The sequence below is a fragment of the Marinobacter metalliresistant genome (genome assembly GCF_038098645.1).
In the GTDB taxonomy this organism is placed as follows: Bacteria; Pseudomonadota; Gammaproteobacteria; order Pseudomonadales; family Oleiphilaceae; genus Marinobacter; species Marinobacter metalliresistant.
This window is the reverse complement of record NZ_CP101118.1, coordinates 3,679,413-3,696,691: the sequence shown is the minus strand read 5'-3', so window position 1 is coordinate 3,696,691 and position 17,279 is coordinate 3,679,413. Positions and strand designations below refer to the sequence as shown.

Genomic DNA, 17,279 nt, shown 5'->3' with positions numbered 1-17,279 from the left:
TCCTATTTCCGGTCAATCCGGAACTGGTATTTGAATGAATCGCCGCGATAGCAGAGATATTCGAAATCGATGGGGCGGCCATCCTGGTTGTGGGTCAGTCGTTCCACGCGCAAAATGGCTTCGCCGGGTTTCAGGTTCAGGTGTTGTTGGGTTTCTGCATCAGCCAGGACAGCGTCCAGGCCAATGTCGGCACCACCGAGAGGAATGCCGAACAGGTTTTCAAGCATCGGGAAGATGTCGCCTGACAGATCCAGGCCGAACATCTGGTTGCCGATGTCCATGGGAAAGTAGCTGTTGTCGATGCAGACGGGTGATCGGTTCAGGTACCGGACCCGCTTCACTTCGACGCATTCGTCAGCCGACTCCAGGTCCAACGCTGCAGCCACTGCTTTTGGTGCTTTCATCTGTTGGATGCTAAGCACCCGTGCAGACGCCTCATAGCCTTGGGCAGCCATGGCTTCGCCAAAACCTTCCAAGCGCTGCACGTTCTGCACAGCCTTGGGTTTGCTGACGAAAGTGCCCTTGCCCTGGGCGCTGAATACCAGGCCTTCGTTATGAAGGTCCCGCAGGGCCTGGCGGATGGTGATCCGGCTCACCCCATAGGTATTCATCATTTCGTTTTCCGACGGCAGTCGCTCGTGTACCTGGTAACTGCCATCCAGAATCTGCCGGCGCAGGCTGTCGCGAATCTGGACGTACAATGGCAGGGGCGATTGCCCGGCCATTATTTGGGTCACGTTATTCATCACGCATCCCTCTGCTTGTCATGACAGGTCATGGCGAGTCGGGGCGAGTTCAGGCCTGAATAGCGCATGGCTTCACCCCTTTCCGTTCTGCTGTTTAAAGGCATTGAGGGTTTCCTTGCGGATCAGGTCTAGACACTGGCGCTTGAGGGCCATGAATTCCGGGCTGGTCAGCAGGGACTGCTCCCTGGGCCTTGGCAGGTCAACATCAATATCGGCGATGATTTTTCCGGGGCTTGCGCTCATCACCACAATACGGTCGGACAGGAACACGGCCTCGTCGATGTCGTGAGTTACAAACACCACGGTGTTGCGGAATTCCCGCCAGATCTCTAGCAGGTTTTCCTGCATCATGACGCGGGTCTGGGCGTCCAGGGCACCGAAAGGTTCGTCCATCAGTAACACGCTGGGGTAGTTGGCCAGGGCGCGGGCAATCCCCACCCTTTGCTGCATACCGCCCGATAAGGTGTTGGGATAAGCATTTTCGAAAGCCGCAAGGCCGACCAGCGACAGAAAAGTGCGGGCAACGCTACTAGCTTCCTGGCTGCCGACACCGGACATCAGCGGGCCGAATGCCACGTTTTCCTTGACGGTTTTCCAGGGAAATAGTGAGTGCTGTTGAAACACCATGCCGCGATCCGGGCCGGGCTCAGTCACAGCTTCACCGTCCACTTTCACTTCGCCGCTGGTCGGTTTCACGAAGCCCGCTATGGTATTCATCAGCGTTGATTTGCCGCAGCCGGACGGGCCAAGCAGGCAGATGAATTCGCCGGGGCGAATTGTCAGGCTGGCATCCTGAACGGCGACATGGGGGCCGCTGGCGGTATCGAAGACGATATCCACGTCCCGGACGGAAATTCTGCCGCGTTCGGCTCCGGGCTTGCCGGATTTTGCCTGCAGCCGACTGTGGTCCAGCACCGCAAGGCGGTTGTCGTTTGCAAGAGCCTCGTTCATGACCGGCCTCCTTTGGCTTGCCACTTCAGCAGCGGATTGCAGCCCTTACGCACCAGCAGGGTACAGAGGGTTCCCAGGCCGCCGATGGTGAGCATGCCGATGATGATCTGCGGGTACTGGATCAGGGTGTAGGAATTCCAGGTGTAGTAGCCGATGCCGTACTGGCCGCTGATGATTTCGCCGGCCAGCAGCGAGAACCAGGCCACGCCCATGCCAATGGCCAGACCGGCCACGATTGATGGCATGGCGCCCGGCAGTATCACGTGCCAGAGGATGGCTGTCCTGCTTGCACCCAGACTCCGGGCGGCGCGAACCAGTACACCGTTGGTTTGCTCAACACCATGAACTGTATTCAGAATCACCGGGAACAGAGCTCCCAGGAAGGTGATAAAGATGATGCTGGACTGTTCGGTTGGCAGCATCAGAATCGCCAGGGGAATCCATGCAACCGCCGGAATCGGCCTTAGCAGCTCGATGTAGGGCATGATGATGTCTTCTGCCCAGCGGGAGCGCCCCATGGCCACACCCAGCAGTATTCCCAGGACGACCGCCAGCACATAGGCGATAGCCACACGTTCAAGGCTGTGCAGAATATGCAGGTAGAATTCCGTGCCTGTCAGCTCCGCGATCAGCGCAGTGCCCACAACAGAGGGGGCCGGAATATTGTCAAAATTGATGTAAAAGTCGAAACCCTTTGTTGACGCCAGTTCCCAGAGCAGAACGGCAACGATCAAGGCTGCGATTCTCACCAGGTAACGGGGGCCAATTGCCTTCAGCCAGGTGGCGGAAACGCCGGGCACGGTCGCGGTTTGCTGCTCCAAATGCGAGGCCGCGGGTACTGACTCTTTTGCGACCTTTCCGCCCAAAGCAGGGGGCTCGACTGCCTTTGCCGGCGGCTCGGCGGTGCGTATTGCCGCGCTGGTTTTGCTATCCATCGTTCTTGCTCCTCAGATCATTACCGGGCGGGCGCTTGTGGCGGCCGCCCGGCAAAACATCAGTTCGCCATTGCTAAGGCTCGTAAAGGGGTAACCGGGGTGCCGCCGTTATCAGCAATGTATTGTTCTGAATCCGCTTTTTTGAGGAAGGCCACAACTTCACCGTCGTCACCGCGCACCATGAAGGACGCCTTACCGAAGAGCTTTAGACCGGTCAGGTTGTCGTAGACGTAGGTGGCGTTGATTTTTTCGCTCGACGCTTCCATGGCTGCCAGCATGTCGGCTATGGAGTCGTAGGTAACGATGCCTTTGTCGGCAAACCAGATTTCGGCAGGCGCAAATTCAGGATTGTTGGGCTGGGTTTCCACAACCGAATTCACCAGGGCGTCGTAGTCCATGTCCATGGTCTTGTAAGCGGCGCGCAGATGGGTGTCGTCAAGCCAGCGGTCGAAATCCAGGTTCGGGATGCCCACTTCGCGCTGCAGCAGGGCGTGGTCGTACTCCAGAGCGTCTACCCATTCCGGCTTGATGCTGGCCTCAAAGGTGGTGATGCCGCCCTCACTGAAGTAGAGATAGAGCACCTCTTTTTCCACTCCGGTCCATTCGGAGACTTTCATTGCGGCTTGCATAGGGTCATCCTGGATCCATTTCTGGGCTTCCAGAGTAGCGGTCAGATAGCCTTCCACTACTTCCGGATATTCATTGGCGAATTCCTGGCGTACCACGGTGCCGTGAAAGGTGGGGATTCCGGCTTCACTGCCGTCGTAGATTTTCCGGCCAGTCTCGCGGAACTCCATGATTTCAGACCAAGGGCAGAAATCGGCATGAGCATCAATCCGGCCAGCCTGTATATTGGCGGCACCAACGGCGGGGCTTTGGTTTACGATCTGGACCTTGTCGCTCAGGCCTGCTTCGCTCAGTGCCTTGAGTGTCATGCCCCAGGCTGCACTGCCAACGGGTACCGAGAGGGTTTTGCCTTCCAGGTCCGCGAGGGTCTGCGTGTCGGAGTCGATGGGCACCACGATGCCGTTGCCGGTGCCGCGCAGGTTGTAACCGGTCACCCCGATAAAGCGTGTTTCCTGCTTGCCGGTCTCCTGGAACTTGGCGCCATTCACGATCAGGGGATAATCACCCATGACGCCGAAATCCAGCTTGCCAGCCAGCATCTGGTTGGTGATGGGTGGCCCGGAATCATAATCACGGTAGATAATTTCGTACTCTACGTCTTCGTACTTGCCGGTGGTGGGCAGGTGTTTTTCGAGCAGCTCCAGTTTTTCAAGGATGATGCCGCCAGGAATGGTATTGGTCACCATGCTCTGGTGGCCAATACCGATACGGATGGTTTCTGCGGAAAGAGCGCTGGTAAATAGCGCTAATGATCCGCAGAGCGTAATCGCCGTAAATGTTCTTGAAACTCTCATCGTCTGTTCCTTCCCGTTTTGATTTCACTTGTACTAACAAGTCATGACCCGTAGTGAGGGTGTTGCACCTGCTGTGCCAAAATCAGGAAGTCGGTTTGAAAGTGATTGTTTTTATTGGCTTTTTGGAAGCAGATCTGCAAGAAACGACTAAAAAGTGAACGATAGTTCAGCGCTCGTGTTTGGTGCGGGTGGGTCTGGTCGGTGCAAGGAAAGCGCAAAGCGATTTGCGGCTGCTATAACAAGTAGTGCAAGTTCGTTGTGCGGAAAATTGAAGGGAGAATTACCATATCGGAATTTAACGATGAGTTACCTGCACCGTCAGTGATTATGTTCTGCTAACAGCAGCGCCTGGTAGGCACGACGCCCTGTTAAGCACCATGGAAGAGATGCGGTCGCAACTGGAAGCGTTGGGTCTGGCAGAACGACCTATGCCAGAAGACAAATACCGATGTGCTGATTGGTTTCAGCTTAAATTTCGGCTGGCCTGCCTCATTCATCCGCTCCATCGCCTGCTGGCGTCTGCCTCGGCCGAAGCGCTACCACTGGCGGAAACGCCGTTGCGGATACTGGCCTGTGCTCTTATATTGGCTTTGGGATTGGCCGAACTTTCAGCGGCAAACGCGCCGCTTAAAAAGATTGGACTCTTTTTTGCGGACTTCGAAGCCATGCCTTTCAGCTTCACGGCCACGCACAAGGCGACCTTCTCTTCCTCGCCAGCCGGAATATCCGGATCCAGCGGGTTGGTTGAGGAAGACTAACCGATGGCCACGATTTCCGTGATCATGTTGATCCAGTCCAGCTCGTTGATCCGGTTGATAAGAGCTGTCTGAAGGGGCTAGCTGAGATTCACCATCATCGTGTTTTCTTCGGTCTGTCAGAAATAGCTGTTTATAATTTTGAGGCCCAGCACCAATAGGGTTGAGAGCATCAGCAGCGTCGTCATCACATCAAAGAAAAGATCGGGCAGCCGGTTGGAGATCAGCTGGCCCAGCACTACGCCTGCCAAAGTGGGCAGTAGGTAAACGGTGATCCCGGCAAGCACCTCGTCGGACAGCCCGCTGAGGGCCACTGAAATCACCAGCATCCCGCTGTAGGAGCCCACCATCAGTGCGAACACCGTGGCGCGGACTCGGGCCGGATTCAAGCCACGGGATCGCAGGAACACCAGCGCCAGGGGGCCGGGCATGGCCAGAGTGGCGCTCATCACCCCGGATGCCATGCCGTAGAACAGGCTGGCCCGTTCCACTACCGGCTCCGCAGGTTCTATCACCGCCGGGCTGACGTCCCGTATCAGCACCGTAACGTACCGCACCAGGCTGTAGGCCAGCGCCATCAGTGCTGCCACGCGGATGGCATTGATTGATGCCACCAACAGCAAGGCACTGCCCACCACCAGGCCCGCCAGGGTACCAATGGCCAGGCGGGTCAGCTCGTAGGGCATAATCCTCCGGCGCACAAAAGGGGCAATACCCGCCACAATCAGCAACGTCAGCGCGCCTGTCATCTGGATGGCATCCACGGGCTCATAGTAGGCCAGAAGCAATGGCGCAACAATCAGACCGAAGCCCAAGCCAGTCGTGATCTGCACCAGGGCGCCGAGAAAACAGACAACCAGAATCAGGGGTTCCATGGACATAGTCGGGCCTAGAACATCCGCACGCTTTCAACACGGATGAATTCCATGCATTCACGTTTGATTTCCAGAAAATCAGTCTCAGAGGAGATCATTTGATCCGGTGGCCAGGGCAAGGAATTGGCATTGCCCTTCACGATGCGCCTAGGCGCAGCGCTCGTTAGTAGAATGAGTTCAGACAGGAAGATCGACTCGTCCACGTCGAGAGTCACAAACACAATCGTGGTGTTGAATTCCTCCCACAAGTTCACCAGGATGTCTTGCATCATCAGACTGGTCTGGTAATCCAGCGGGGCAAAGGGTTCGTCCATCAATAGAATCCGTGGGTAGATTGCCAGCGCGTGGGCAATGTCCACCCGCTGCTGCATACCACCGGAGAGCTGGTCCAGATAGTGATGCTCGTACTTCTGCAACCCACCATTTCTAGGAAAAGATCCACGGTACGCAAGACTACCAAGTCACCGAACGCAAGCTTGCCACGGTCAATGAACTTTATAGCAATGGTTTCCAGGTCCTGTTTTGCAGTGTTCATAAACAATGGCGTTTCGCTGAATTAACCCAGATGGGCTCGCTCGATTTCCATGCCGAAGCGGGAGCAGTCGCCCCGGTAGTAAAGGTTCTTGTAAAGCAGGGACTGGCCGGCGCCGTCCAGAATTTTTTGCCAGATGCCCTGCTTCACCTTCTGAAAAAACGCCATTGGCATTACGTCTGTATCACTCGGTAGCCTTTCCATACCTGCCTCATCACAACCTGTTATAACCAGTTATATTCGCTACAGCATAGGCTGTGCCAAGCCTAAAATAACGCTTTATTTCAGGAGGTTGTGAGTTTTCGTATTTGTGGAGGTTGTGAAAAATGCGCTGCTCTGAGACAGAAAACCGGGCAAAGCACTCTTTATGTGCGAAGTTTGGCATCCGGTTTCTTCGGGAAGGCAGGCGTGTCTTAATACGGAATCGGAAATTGTCGTCGTCTATTGGCCCAGGGGCAGGCGAACTCAAAGGCTGTAAGGATAAAAAGCTATCACGGGTGTTTTCGAAATCAGACTGGGTCATGTTGGCCAGTTGGAGCCCCGCCACCAGGTAATAGGGGCTTTGCTGAGCAATTGCGTGGTCCAAAAGCTTAATGTATTCATGTTCTTCAATACTTATAAAAACCTAGTCGATTGGAGCATGAAAGCCCTTGATTTGGGCTGCGGCGAACGTTCGCTTTTGTTTAAAAGAGCTTGAGCTTAACTGAACGTCCAGAAAGGTCCGCTTTGAAAACCGAGTGGACGCAAAAGTGGGGTGATTTTTTTGCGTGCTACTACATGAACAGAAGTCACGCCATGGTTTCTTTCAGCTAACTTTTAGGATTTTAGATTAGTATGTTTACTAAACCTAAAAACGCTCATTCACTCACTCATACGATCATTTGGGATATTTTATATTGTTATAGTGCTACTATTTAGGCTTAGCTCGACAGGCCAGAGATTGACCATATCGTTTGCAAACCGTTCTCTTTTCGCTTGGGGCCAAAGCTGTGCGCCACGCTTCCAGGCCCAATTAAGAGGGACCACGTGGTCAATGTCGATCTCGCTACTGTTCTGGATGACGTTGCCCGTGAAGGGACTTATCCAGCGACCGGTGACGACTCGACACTCTTTGTCTGTAGCGAATCGCACCGTAGTGCTGGAAGTTTCGATTAGTGCCTCGGCCCGACTGTTCTGGCAATCGCCATCTGCGTCATCCCACCCATTGCCAAATGCTGATCTCGCGTAGGACGTTGAGCTGGCCTCCGTCGGCTGAGTTGATTGGTTTTGCACCAATGTCTTTGGTAAGCGTCCGCCACTTGTTACGCAAGCGTCAACGGAGTCAAAAGGCTCAAAATCCCGGGTTCGTTCGTAATAAGGGCTTGCGGGTGGATGGCAAATGCCAGACGACGTCTTCTTGACCACGGCTGCACTGGCAACTCCGGACGCGATAAGCAGCATTACAGCCAACAGAGAATGCTGGAAATACTTCACTGACTTCCCCTATATCTCAAAAGCACAGACCCGAACGTCATGTTAAAGACAATGGTCACCGGTATTCTCTGTAGGATAAATCCCACCCGCCTTTCGGATTTATCCGCTTTAGGCGGTCGGCTGAAAACCAGACAATGCGGTCGAGCCGTTTGATCAGGATGATCAGGGCTCAACGCCGGCAAGGATGCCTGGCAAACGCGACACCTGCCAAGTGGTGTGACTCGCCGGGGAGAGGCCTGGTGTCCACTTCTGTTGTTGATTCCTTTCCACTTCGGCCGAGACGACGCGCATTTTAAATAGCCTGCTGTGCCGACGAAAGACCCGTCAAAGAAAATATTTCCAAATGATCGGCTCAACTAATTTAGCCGCCGTTTCACACAGTTGTGGGGCCGGTGTCGGGTCCAACTTCTTCGCTATGACCACAAAGCGGACCTTTTCAGATAGGGGCCTGCCTAATCCGCTATTCGGAAATAAAGCGCGCTGAGGTCGCAAAGCGGACATTAAGATTTTGGAATAACGCCTTGGCTTTGCGGCGTGCCGGAGCGACAGCGTAGGAGCGTTCGCCAACAGCCACAGGTTAGTTGATAGATGGTTATGCAACGAGGTTCCAGTAGCGATTCTTAAGGCAATCCAAGAACCAGCGAAGGTCAGGCTTATGCAATGATCTGGCCCTTATGACAGCACCCTTGGTAAACCTGGCCCGTATAAGAGAACAACAACTGCCCATCATGCTTCATCAAACAGTTCAGACTATAGTATGCATTCCTGCCTGCACATCTCTGTCGTGCCGGCATAGAGGATAGGCCTGGCTGCCGGTCTGTATCAACCGATCCGTCCGGGTACTAGCACTCTGGCAGTCGGCCGCCACAGTATCTCTCTGCTCCCTTACCAAGCCAATGTGTCCCCGCAGCGCCTCGATGCACATCCCTAACCCGTCGGGCAGCCTTTGAACGCAGCATCCCTCACACTGGTCCTCCGCATTTCACTTCAATGATTTTCGCCCTCCCTTCGCATCCAACCATAGTATGTAGCCCAGACAGGTTCGCTGAAACTCCCTAGCAGTCATCCCGGTTTTGTGATCCACGCTGATAAGAGGTTTCTAAATCCGAAAAATAGTCGCTATTACAACTTCATCAGCCACCTCACACACACCGCGACCTCGGATTTTACCTCGCGCAGCTGCACCCAGCTGCGCCAGGATTCTGTGCCACACTTTCCCGATTGCTAAATTGGCTCACGGTTTGAAGATCACACGCTCTACTAGCAAAGCACAGGTCTAACTGAGTAACGGGTGTCGCGCATTTCTGCACACCTACCCTCCCGGGCTTCAGAAACAGGTCCACTTGCCTTATGTACCGTTACCGTCCTAAGGATTCTTCAAGACCCACGTAAGCCAGCGACGCCACTGCCAGTAGAATTGTTCTCTGCTATTACCACTGAGTTTCAGATGGCCGGGATTGCCGGCTTCGCAAGCATCGGGATAGGGGGGAACCAATAGGTTCCGCCCCTCCCACACCACCCGGCATGCGGGTCCGCACCGGGCGGTTCGAGACGTTGAGGGTTCACGAGAGTCTCGGCACTCCCAACCGGTCGAAGTAGGCAATCGTCAGGACATTGTGGATGGCAGAGCGACTGTTGTGCCACCAGCGGCGACTCAGAGCCGCCACAGATTCAGCCACCCAGGAACTGGCACCCAACCGGACCAGCTCCCGGTAGATCGTCTTACCCCGCCGCCACTGCCGGAGGTGGAGCATTCTCAGACGACGACGTATCCACTCATCCAGTGATCGCCAGATGCGTGGCGTTTGCGCCAGCCTGAAGTACCCTTTCCAGCCGAGCAGGTATCGGCGGAGTTGCTCTACCACCTGTTCAATACTGCGACCCCCTGATCCCCGGGTCAGTTGCCGGATCCGGAGCTTGAACGCCTGTAACGCCCTGGTGGATACCGCGCGTCGAACCTCAGCGCTCCTCCCTTGCCACAGGGCATAGCCGAGGAACTTGCGCCCGAACACGCTGGTCACCGCGCTCTTGGCTTCGTTAATCACCAGACGCAACTTTCCATAACAGCGGCGGAGTAACTGCATGACCCGTTCTCCCGCCTTGTGGCTGCGAACGTAGACGTTGCAGTCATCGGCGTAACGGGCGAAGCAGTGCCCCCGGCGTTCCAGCACTTTATCCACCTCGTCCAGCAGAACGTTGGCCAACAACGGCGACAATGGCCCGCCTTGCGGCGTGCCCTCGTGCCGATCCATGACCACACCACCGTCCATGATGCCCGCGTTCAGGTACGCACGAACCAGCCGGATAACGCCGGGGTCGTTTATGCGTTTCTTCAGGCGGTCGATCAGGATGTCGTGGTTGACCCGGTCGAAGAACTTCGACAGGTCGACGTCCACCACGATATGGCGGCCCTGTTGGGCGTAACGCTGCGCAGCCAACACGGCGTCGTGGGCCCGACGGCCCGGGCGGAAGCCGTAGCTGTGCTCGCTGAAGGTGGGATCAATCAGAGGTTGCAGCACTTGCAACAGTGCCTGTTGAATCAGACGATCAGTGACGGTGGGGATGCCCAGTTCCCGCTCACTGCCGTCCGGCTTCGGGATGCCTACCCGACGGACGGGCTGTGGTTGGTAGGCGCCGCTCAGCAGGTGCTGGCGAAGCTCAGGCCACGCCCATCGCAGGTGTTCCGCGGTTTGGGCAATATCCAGCCCATCCACACCTGCCGATCCTTTGTTGGCCTTCACGCGCTTCCATGCCCGCTGCATATTCTCTCGTGCGAACGCCTGCGCAAGCAGGTTTCGCCCTGCGCCCTCCGGTTCTCGTCGCGGGAGTTCTGTTTCATCGCTGGTCACGTCCGGCAAGGCTTCACCTTCCCTTGTGGCGACCCGCCCCGCTGACGCGGGCATCTGATGCGTTACAGCGCTCATCGACAAGGCGTTTGACGCTCCTTCTCGTTCGGCCCTTCGCCCCATATTAGCGGCTACTATGGCCTCTGCTGACTTCTCGCTCCGTGTTGCCACGTCGCCCTTTCAGGCATAAGGCGAGATCTCCCCGGGTAAGAACACACTCCTTCACCGCACAACCGCCGGATATACACCACCTCGCTTTGGCCACAAGAGCTTCGCGGCTTCTTGCCCGCTCGCCCTGCTTGGCAGTGCCTCGTATCCGATTCTTGTTCATCGGCTCACGGTTTACGATCCACGCTTCCTCCCCACGGTCGGTCGCCCTTCCGCAGTTGCGCTTCACTTCGTTCGCTGTGGCCAGCTCACGGGAGGACTTGCACCTCCAGGAGTGCGCCCGTGCCGGGCGCACAAAAAAATGGCCCCACAAGGGGCCAAAAGGATCGCAACACAATGCAATGGGAATCTCTAATTATGAATAATATCTGGAAGCCAGGTAGCCAAATCATCTAAAACAAAAACCGCAAAAAGAACCAACAACTGAATAATAATGAACGGAAAAACGCCAGTATAAATATCCCTGGTTTTAATAGCGGTCGGACATACGCCTTTAATGTAAAAAAGAGCAGGTCCTACTGGAGGAGTCAAAAAAGATGTTTGAAGACACAAAGCGAATAAAACCGCAAACCAAACAGGGTCAACACCTAAACTAAAAACAGTTGGGGCAACCAGGGGAAGAACTATAAGCGTTATCTCAATCCAATCAAGAAAAAAACCCAAGACAAATGTTAACAGCAAAATACAAATTACGACACCCGTCGCACCAAACGGAAGATCAATTATTAAATTTCTAATTACGTCGTCCCCACCAACACCACGTAAAACTGATGCAAATACGGTTGCTCCTAGAAAAATACCAAATATAAATGCAATCGTTCGGCTCGTTTGATGAAGCGCTGCAGATACAACCATTATATTCAACTGCTTGTTAAGCCCTGCGAGAACTAGAGCTCCAGCAGCTCCAATAGCCGATGCCTCGGTTGTAGTGGCAATACCGGAGACAATTGAACCAAGAACGCCAAATATTAAAGCGAGGGCTGGTAAAGCGGCCCGTAAAAAACCAATTAAATAACGAATTGAAAAATTTCTAACGGTGTCTTGCGATGGGGCAAAGCTAGGTCTTAAATATGCAGAGGTTACAATATAGAGTATATATCCAAAAGCCAGAAGTAACCCCGGGACAACTGCAGCCATAAAAAGCCGTCCAACAGAGGCCTCGGGTGTACCGAGTCTATCAGCAAGCAACACCAACATAATACTCGGTGGAATGATTACCCCTAAAACACCGACAGCTGAAGCCGTCCCTACCGCCAAACCCTTATTATAACTTTGAGAAAGCATAGGGCCGATAGAAAGCATTCCTAATAGCACCACAGAAGCGCCTACGATCCCGGTCGAAGCCGCCAAAAGAATTCCTACGATGACAACTGATACCGCATATCCTCCCTTCAGAGTGGAAAATAGGCCAGTAAGCGAGTGCATCAATTTCTCAGCAACTCCTGATCGATCAAGCATGATCCCCATAAAAATGAACATTGGCAACGCAACCAGCAATTCATTTGCAACCAACCCGTAAATTCTCGCATCTAAGGAACCAATAGTTCCTTGCCACGTAAACCAAATATCCGAATTGAAATACTCAACTAACAAGAATCCTATGATCGCAAACAAAAAACCGGCTGCAGATAGCGCCCACGCTACCGGTAAACCCATCAGCAGAAATAGGAAGAAGCATCCAAACATCGAACTTACAAGAACTTGCTCACTAATCATATAGTTAACCGATAAATCTGCAATAATATTACTATTTTTTTGGTTTTCCGAGCACTAAAGCGATATCTTTTATAAGTCGAGAAACCAATGAGAGCATCAACAACAGGATAGAGAATGGAATAATACTTTTAAGAATAAACCTATATGGCAACCCATCGGGAGCCATAGACGATTCACCTTTAACAAATGAATTCCAAGCGTACTGTACAAGAGTTTCAGTCATAAAAACTAAAAGAGGAATTACCAAAACGCTAATTAATAAAAATTCAATTAAAGCTACGCATCTAACGGGGAGCTTCTCTGACAAAAAATCTACGCGCACATGATCGTCTGTAACAACAGCGTATGATAAAACTATCAACATGGTCGCTCCAAACAGGTGCCAAGATAACTCCAACATGGCAGCTGACCCGCTATTAAACAAATAACGACTAAAAACATTAAATAATACGACGAGCAGAACCACTAACCAAATCCATGACACCGCCTTCCCTATCAATACAACAAAACTATCTATATAGAAACTTATATACTCTAATTTTAACCCGCCTTTTAAATGGCCTTCCTTTTTTTTAACCACCCTGCCCCCAGATGTTTTAATAAAATATATAACCCTCACCAATATTAGGGAGAGCTCACCTACTCTCCCTAATACCTCAGATGTCAATATTTGTTAGGAAGATAACCTTGCTGAGACCATTTTTTATAGGACTCTGAGAACTCAACCTGACTTCGTAAAACACGCGCAAACGCCGCACTGTTTTCACTATTCTTCGACAGTACTTGGTCTGTTATCTCTTTCAATTTAGTCAAGTCATTTTCAGAAAGCTGAATTGGCGAAGCCCCAGCTTCATTTATGGCCTTAATTGCCTTACCTTGCAAAAATTCGGTTTCAGAAAGGGTATAAAGTGTTGCTGCCTTACAAGACATTTCAATCAATCTTCTAGTGGGTACCGCCAACTCATTCCATTTGCCCTTATTTATCATGAGGTGAGTTGCAGTGCTCGGCTGGGCCCAATCTGGAACCATGTAGTATCTCGCAATCTCTGGAAAGCCAAACTTTAAGCCCACAAGAGGTTGGCCTAGTTTTGCAGCGTCCACCACACCACGTTCCAACGCCTGATAAGTCTCCGCTGCAGAAATTGAAGATACATTTACTCCAAGTTCAGAAAGAACATCTGCGCCAAAGCCTGCAATTCTGAAGTTCAGGTCCTTAAGATCCTCGATAGAACTGACAGGTGATGTAAACCACCCACCCAATTGAGGTCCGGTAACACCACAAAGAATTGGGTGTATATTTCTCTTACTATAAGCATCAACTAGCAGTTCTTCACCGCCGCCGCTATAATGCCAGGCGATATAGTCTATTGGCCCCAAATAAAAAGGGATATATGAGAAAAGTGAAGCTTCAGGCATAGAACCCTGATCATATGCTGTATAAGTGAACCCTGCTGGATACGTTCCTTTTTCAACAGCACTGCTTACCTCAAATCCCGGTATGAGCTCACCCGGCTCATAGGTTCTCAAGGTAACGTGGCCATTCGAAATTTCGCTGAGCCATTTTGAAGCATGAACTATTGCATCAAGACCGGGAACTGTAGTGGGTGCGCCAGTAGGAACTTGCCACCGCACACGCTCAATCTCTTGAGATGACACGGGCGCTGCACCGCTACAAAAACCACTCAACAGTACTAACCTTAATGCCAACTTTTTGGCAGTCCCAGACTTAATTCTTTTTTGTATGTATTTTATGTTAATCATTTCTTTAACTCCTTTATTAGTTTTGTTAATTCAGCTTCTACCAAAAAAATTATAGGATTTCTGAAAGCCTTATCTCGTTCTTTCATATAATGTAACTACAGCTGCGCTACCAAGCCCTAAGTTATGCTGTAATCCAAATCGGGCATTGTCGACCTGACGAGCTCCAGCGTTCCCGCGCAATTGTTGAGTCAACTCAAAACACTGAGCCAGCCCAGTTGCGCCCAAAGGATGTCCTTTTGAAAGAAGACCACCGGAAGGATTTGTAACGAACGTTCCACCGTATGTGTTATCACCATCTTCAACTAAACGCTCACCCTCTCCTGGAGAACAAAGACCAAGAGCCTCATAGGTGATAAGTTCGTTTTGAGCAAAGCAATCGTGCAACTCAATTACGTCAATATCTTCAGGTGCCACTCCAGCTTGCTCATATACTTTTTCGGCCGCCAACTCCGTTAGGCCGGCTCCAACCAACTTAATCATGTCTGGACCTTCGAAAGTATCTTGCAAATCGGAAACCATCGCCTGCGACCTGATTCGAACAGTTGCATCTAACCCATGCTTCAACGCAAATCTTTCCGAAACCACGACAGCAGCTGAAGCTCCACAGGTTGGCGGACATGCCATCATTTTCGTCATTACGCCTGGCCAAATTGATTGAGCATGAAGCACTTCTTCTGTAGAAACTTTTTTCCGAAAAAGCGCCTGAGGATTGTTGAAAGCATGATCACTGGCTTTTGCGCGAATTCGAGCGAACGTTTCGAGCTTTGTTCCGTAAAGATCCATATGAGCCTTCCCTGCCCCGCCAAACAACTTTAACGTTACCGGCAAATCACGCTTATCGAAAAAGGCTTCATCAGCAATCATTTCAAATTTTTCTAAAGGAGAGGGTCGATCACTAAAGACTTGCTCAAGTGCGCCAGGTTTCATCTGTTCAAAGCCTAAAGCTAAGACACAGTCGGCAACACCGCTTTCTACAGCCTGTCGCGCTAAAAACAGGGCGGTTGATCCACTCGCACAGTTGTTATTTACATTGATAATGGGAATTCCGGTCATTCCAACACGGTAAACGGCTCGTTGCCCTGAAGTGCTGTCGCCGTAGACATACCCAACATAAGCCTGATCTAGATGCTTGAGTGAGAGTCCAGCGTCGTTTAATGCCAGCAAAAGTGCATCGGAGCCCATTCTGTCATACATTTCAGAGAAGCCCGGTTTCGCAAACGGCACAAGACTTGTACCAGCGATGAACGCCGCCATTTGAAAGCCTCCTATCAAAATAAATATTTCAAACTTATACCTGAATCAGTGACTTCGCTCGCCAATATACCCGTCAAGCCCACCTCTGCGCCAACAAGAGGCGATAACTGGGTGAGATTCTGACTTTGAGGTCAGGAAGCAAAGAGCGGGAGCAACCGATGGTTCGAGATTGGTTGATAAATAACCAGCATGCAGTGTTTAGGCAATAGCGGGCTGTCCCGGCAGAGGATTCCGGGAGGATTGTTTTTTGCCAGTGGTTGAGTTGGCCTATCCGGCGGAAGCAAGGCCCCGATAAAGATCGCGGTAAACCGCAAAGCCTGGGCAGTGTCGGCCAAATCGCAGGATCCACTGCCGGCCACTGTGCACCAGGCGGCAGGCCATGGTCATGATCTCCTGCATCACGGTTCTCAGGCGGCGACGCCTGGCCGGGTGGCGAACCGGTGCATCCGGGCCGGTCAGTCGCAGACCCATCCAGCGCAACACGTTGTAACCCATCGTCGCGAAGGCCATGACCAGGTTGTTGGTGTCGAATTTCCCGGACGGAAGTCGTTCCAGGTCCAGGTCGGTCTTGAACTCGCTGTGGAACTGCTCACTGGTGGCGTGATCGCTGTACAGCGCCATGATGTGTTGCTCGTCGGCTACTTCGGCCGGCAACGAGGTCACCCAGCCTTCGAGGCTGACTTCCGGTTCGAGATACAGCTGGCCTTCGGCATCGCTGGTACGAACGGTGACCTTCACGATGCGACGTAGACCGGGCTCGTCCGGAATCGCTTCCGACAGAACCGCTTCCATCTTGCCATCGCGCTCCAGTGACCAGGCTTTCCGGGCCTGGACCTTGTCCGCCCAGACGAGCGGATCCTCTTTACGAGGGTTCCACTTGATCAGGAAGTCGACCTGGTCCTGCTCGCGCAGGAAATCGCGATTGGCACGGGCATCGTGTGCGCTGTCCAGGCGCAACAAAATGGGCTTATCCGTCAGTGATCGAGCCCGGGGTAACACCCGTTTGAGGGTATCGAGAAATCCCTTGTTGGCGTGCTGGCTGCCAGGGCGCAGCTCGCAACCCAGGCACCAGCCTTCCTGCCCAAGGTAGGCGGCCATCGGCGCATAGCCGTCATAACCCTTGTAGGTGTAGCTGACACCCTCTTTGCGGGTCTGGCTGTTGTCCATGGGAAAGACATCCATATCCAGCGCAACGTGGCCCATCGCCAGAGGTGACACCGGAGCTTCGACGGACTGAAGAAACTCGACGCTGGCATCGTCCAGCAGGGGTGTCAGGCCTTGAGCGTCTTCATCAAATCGCTGGCGCAACCGGGCCGACGATGGCGATTGCTTGATGCCCAGGGCAGACTTGAAAAATGGGTCCGTTCGAACCGGCTCGACCGCCTCGAAGTCACTCTTGCCCAGCGTGATCAGGCCAAGATAGGTCCGGATCAGTTCAATGTTCGGAATACCGTGCCGCTTGACGACGGTGCGGGCGGTTTTGGTGAGCGATGTATGCCGGTTCAGGCAATGACCGACCAGGGCCAGCCCGCCATTGGGTGTATAGACTTCGGTTCGGGATTGCTGGAGAGTGAAGGTACGCATGAGCCGAAAGCACTAACTGGGTGAATGGGTGTCAGATGCTATTATATCGCTCTAAGCCTTATTATTGCAGGCTTTGGGCGTGAGTTCAGCTCGTTGAAGTCACGGATTCAGGTTATAAAAATACCGATCCTTAGTTATTAGCTAGCTACACTTTCCGCACTCAACCAATGCGAAAGCCGGTAAATTGTATTAGCTCTATCGAAGACATCTGACTCACCAAAGGCACCGATATCAAACCATTCTTTTAGCCACAAACGGATAT

Annotated in this window: 15 protein-coding genes; 1 reads left to right on the top strand and 14 read right to left on the bottom strand. The window is 52.6% G+C overall.

The genetic code is table 11. From position 1 onward, the window contains the following. Nucleotides 1–2: 2 nt before the first annotated feature. From NLK58_RS17245 to NLK58_RS17230, 4 genes are all read right to left on the bottom strand, one after another. The gene (locus tag NLK58_RS17245) at nt 3–746 is read right to left on the bottom strand and encodes a GntR family transcriptional regulator (RefSeq protein ID WP_339779372.1); all 744 of its coding nucleotides are present in this window, start codon (nt 744–746) and stop codon (nt 3–5) included. Between the two features lie 72 nt (nt 747–818). Continuing rightward, nucleotides 819–1,697 carry an ABC transporter ATP-binding protein gene (locus NLK58_RS17240; protein ID WP_092034415.1) on the bottom strand — a complete coding sequence of 293 codons (879 nt, stop codon included), beginning with the start codon at nt 1,695–1,697 and terminating at the stop codon, nt 819–821. Continuing rightward, the gene (locus NLK58_RS17235) at nt 1,694–2,632 is read right to left on the bottom strand and encodes an ABC transporter permease (protein WP_092034413.1); all 939 of its coding nucleotides are present in this window, start codon (nt 2,630–2,632) and stop codon (nt 1,694–1,696) included. The genes NLK58_RS17240 and NLK58_RS17235 overlap by 4 nt, the downstream gene beginning before the upstream one ends. Before the next feature lie 59 nt (nt 2,633–2,691). Continuing rightward, nucleotides 2,692–4,053, bottom strand: a complete 1,362-nt coding sequence (locus NLK58_RS17230) for an ABC transporter substrate-binding protein (protein ID WP_092034411.1) — start codon at nt 4,051–4,053, stop codon at nt 2,692–2,694. A 428-nt stretch (nt 4,054–4,481) separates the two neighbouring features. Here NLK58_RS17230 and NLK58_RS17225 point away from each other — a divergent pair, with 428 nt between their 5' ends. Then, nucleotides 4,482–4,811 carry a hypothetical protein gene (locus NLK58_RS17225; RefSeq protein WP_139216097.1) on the top strand — a complete coding sequence of 110 codons (330 nt, stop codon included), beginning with the start codon at nt 4,482–4,484 and terminating at the stop codon, nt 4,809–4,811. A gap of 116 nt (nt 4,812–4,927) precedes the next feature. Here the strand turns inward: NLK58_RS17225 and NLK58_RS17220 are convergent, their stop codons facing one another. The 10 genes from NLK58_RS17220 to NLK58_RS17175 all read right to left on the bottom strand — a co-directional run bounded on the left by NLK58_RS17220 (nt 4,928) and on the right by NLK58_RS17175 (nt 17,017). Next, nucleotides 4,928–5,689, bottom strand: coding sequence for a sulfite exporter TauE/SafE family protein (locus NLK58_RS17220; RefSeq protein ID WP_092034407.1), 762 nt, complete (start codon nt 5,687–5,689; stop codon nt 4,928–4,930). 8 nt (nt 5,690–5,697) lie between these two features. Then, the gene (locus tag NLK58_RS17215) at nt 5,698–6,099 is read right to left on the bottom strand and encodes an ATP-binding cassette domain-containing protein (protein WP_341581379.1); all 402 of its coding nucleotides are present in this window, start codon (nt 6,097–6,099) and stop codon (nt 5,698–5,700) included. Nucleotides 6,100–6,239: 140 nt separating this feature from the next. Beyond that, nucleotides 6,240–6,419, bottom strand: a complete 180-nt coding sequence (locus NLK58_RS17210) for a hypothetical protein (protein ID WP_139216065.1) — start codon at nt 6,417–6,419, stop codon at nt 6,240–6,242. 687 nt (nt 6,420–7,106) lie between these two features. Continuing rightward, nucleotides 7,107–7,655, bottom strand: a complete 549-nt coding sequence (locus NLK58_RS17205) for an HNH endonuclease family protein (protein ID WP_341582825.1) — start codon at nt 7,653–7,655, stop codon at nt 7,107–7,109. Nucleotides 7,656–9,250: 1,595 nt separating this feature from the next. Further along, complete coding sequence (gene ltrA, locus NLK58_RS17200) at nt 9,251–10,618, bottom strand: group II intron reverse transcriptase/maturase (protein WP_376788056.1); 1,368 nt, start codon at nt 10,616–10,618, stop codon at nt 9,251–9,253. Between the two features lie 435 nt (nt 10,619–11,053). Further along, a complete protein-coding gene (locus NLK58_RS17195; RefSeq protein WP_053114456.1) occupies nt 11,054–12,418 on the bottom strand; it encodes a TRAP transporter large permease subunit in 1,365 nt (454 codons plus the stop codon). Between the two features lie 31 nt (nt 12,419–12,449). Next, a complete protein-coding gene (locus NLK58_RS17190; RefSeq protein WP_053114454.1) occupies nt 12,450–12,998 on the bottom strand; it encodes a TRAP transporter small permease subunit in 549 nt (182 codons plus the stop codon). An 83-nt stretch (nt 12,999–13,081) separates the two neighbouring features. Then, nucleotides 13,082–14,179 carry a TRAP transporter substrate-binding protein gene (locus NLK58_RS17185; protein WP_053114452.1) on the bottom strand — a complete coding sequence of 366 codons (1,098 nt, stop codon included), beginning with the start codon at nt 14,177–14,179 and terminating at the stop codon, nt 13,082–13,084. Between the two features lie 69 nt (nt 14,180–14,248). After that, the gene (locus NLK58_RS17180; protein ID WP_273045151.1) at nt 14,249–15,433 is read right to left on the bottom strand and encodes a lipid-transfer protein; all 1,185 of its coding nucleotides are present in this window, start codon (nt 15,431–15,433) and stop codon (nt 14,249–14,251) included. Between the two features lie 267 nt (nt 15,434–15,700). Then, on the bottom strand, nt 15,701–17,017 hold the full coding sequence (locus NLK58_RS17175) for an IS1380 family transposase (RefSeq protein ID WP_232902043.1): 1,317 nt from the start codon (nt 17,015–17,017) through the stop codon (nt 15,701–15,703). Nucleotides 17,018–17,279: the final 262 nt, after the last annotated feature.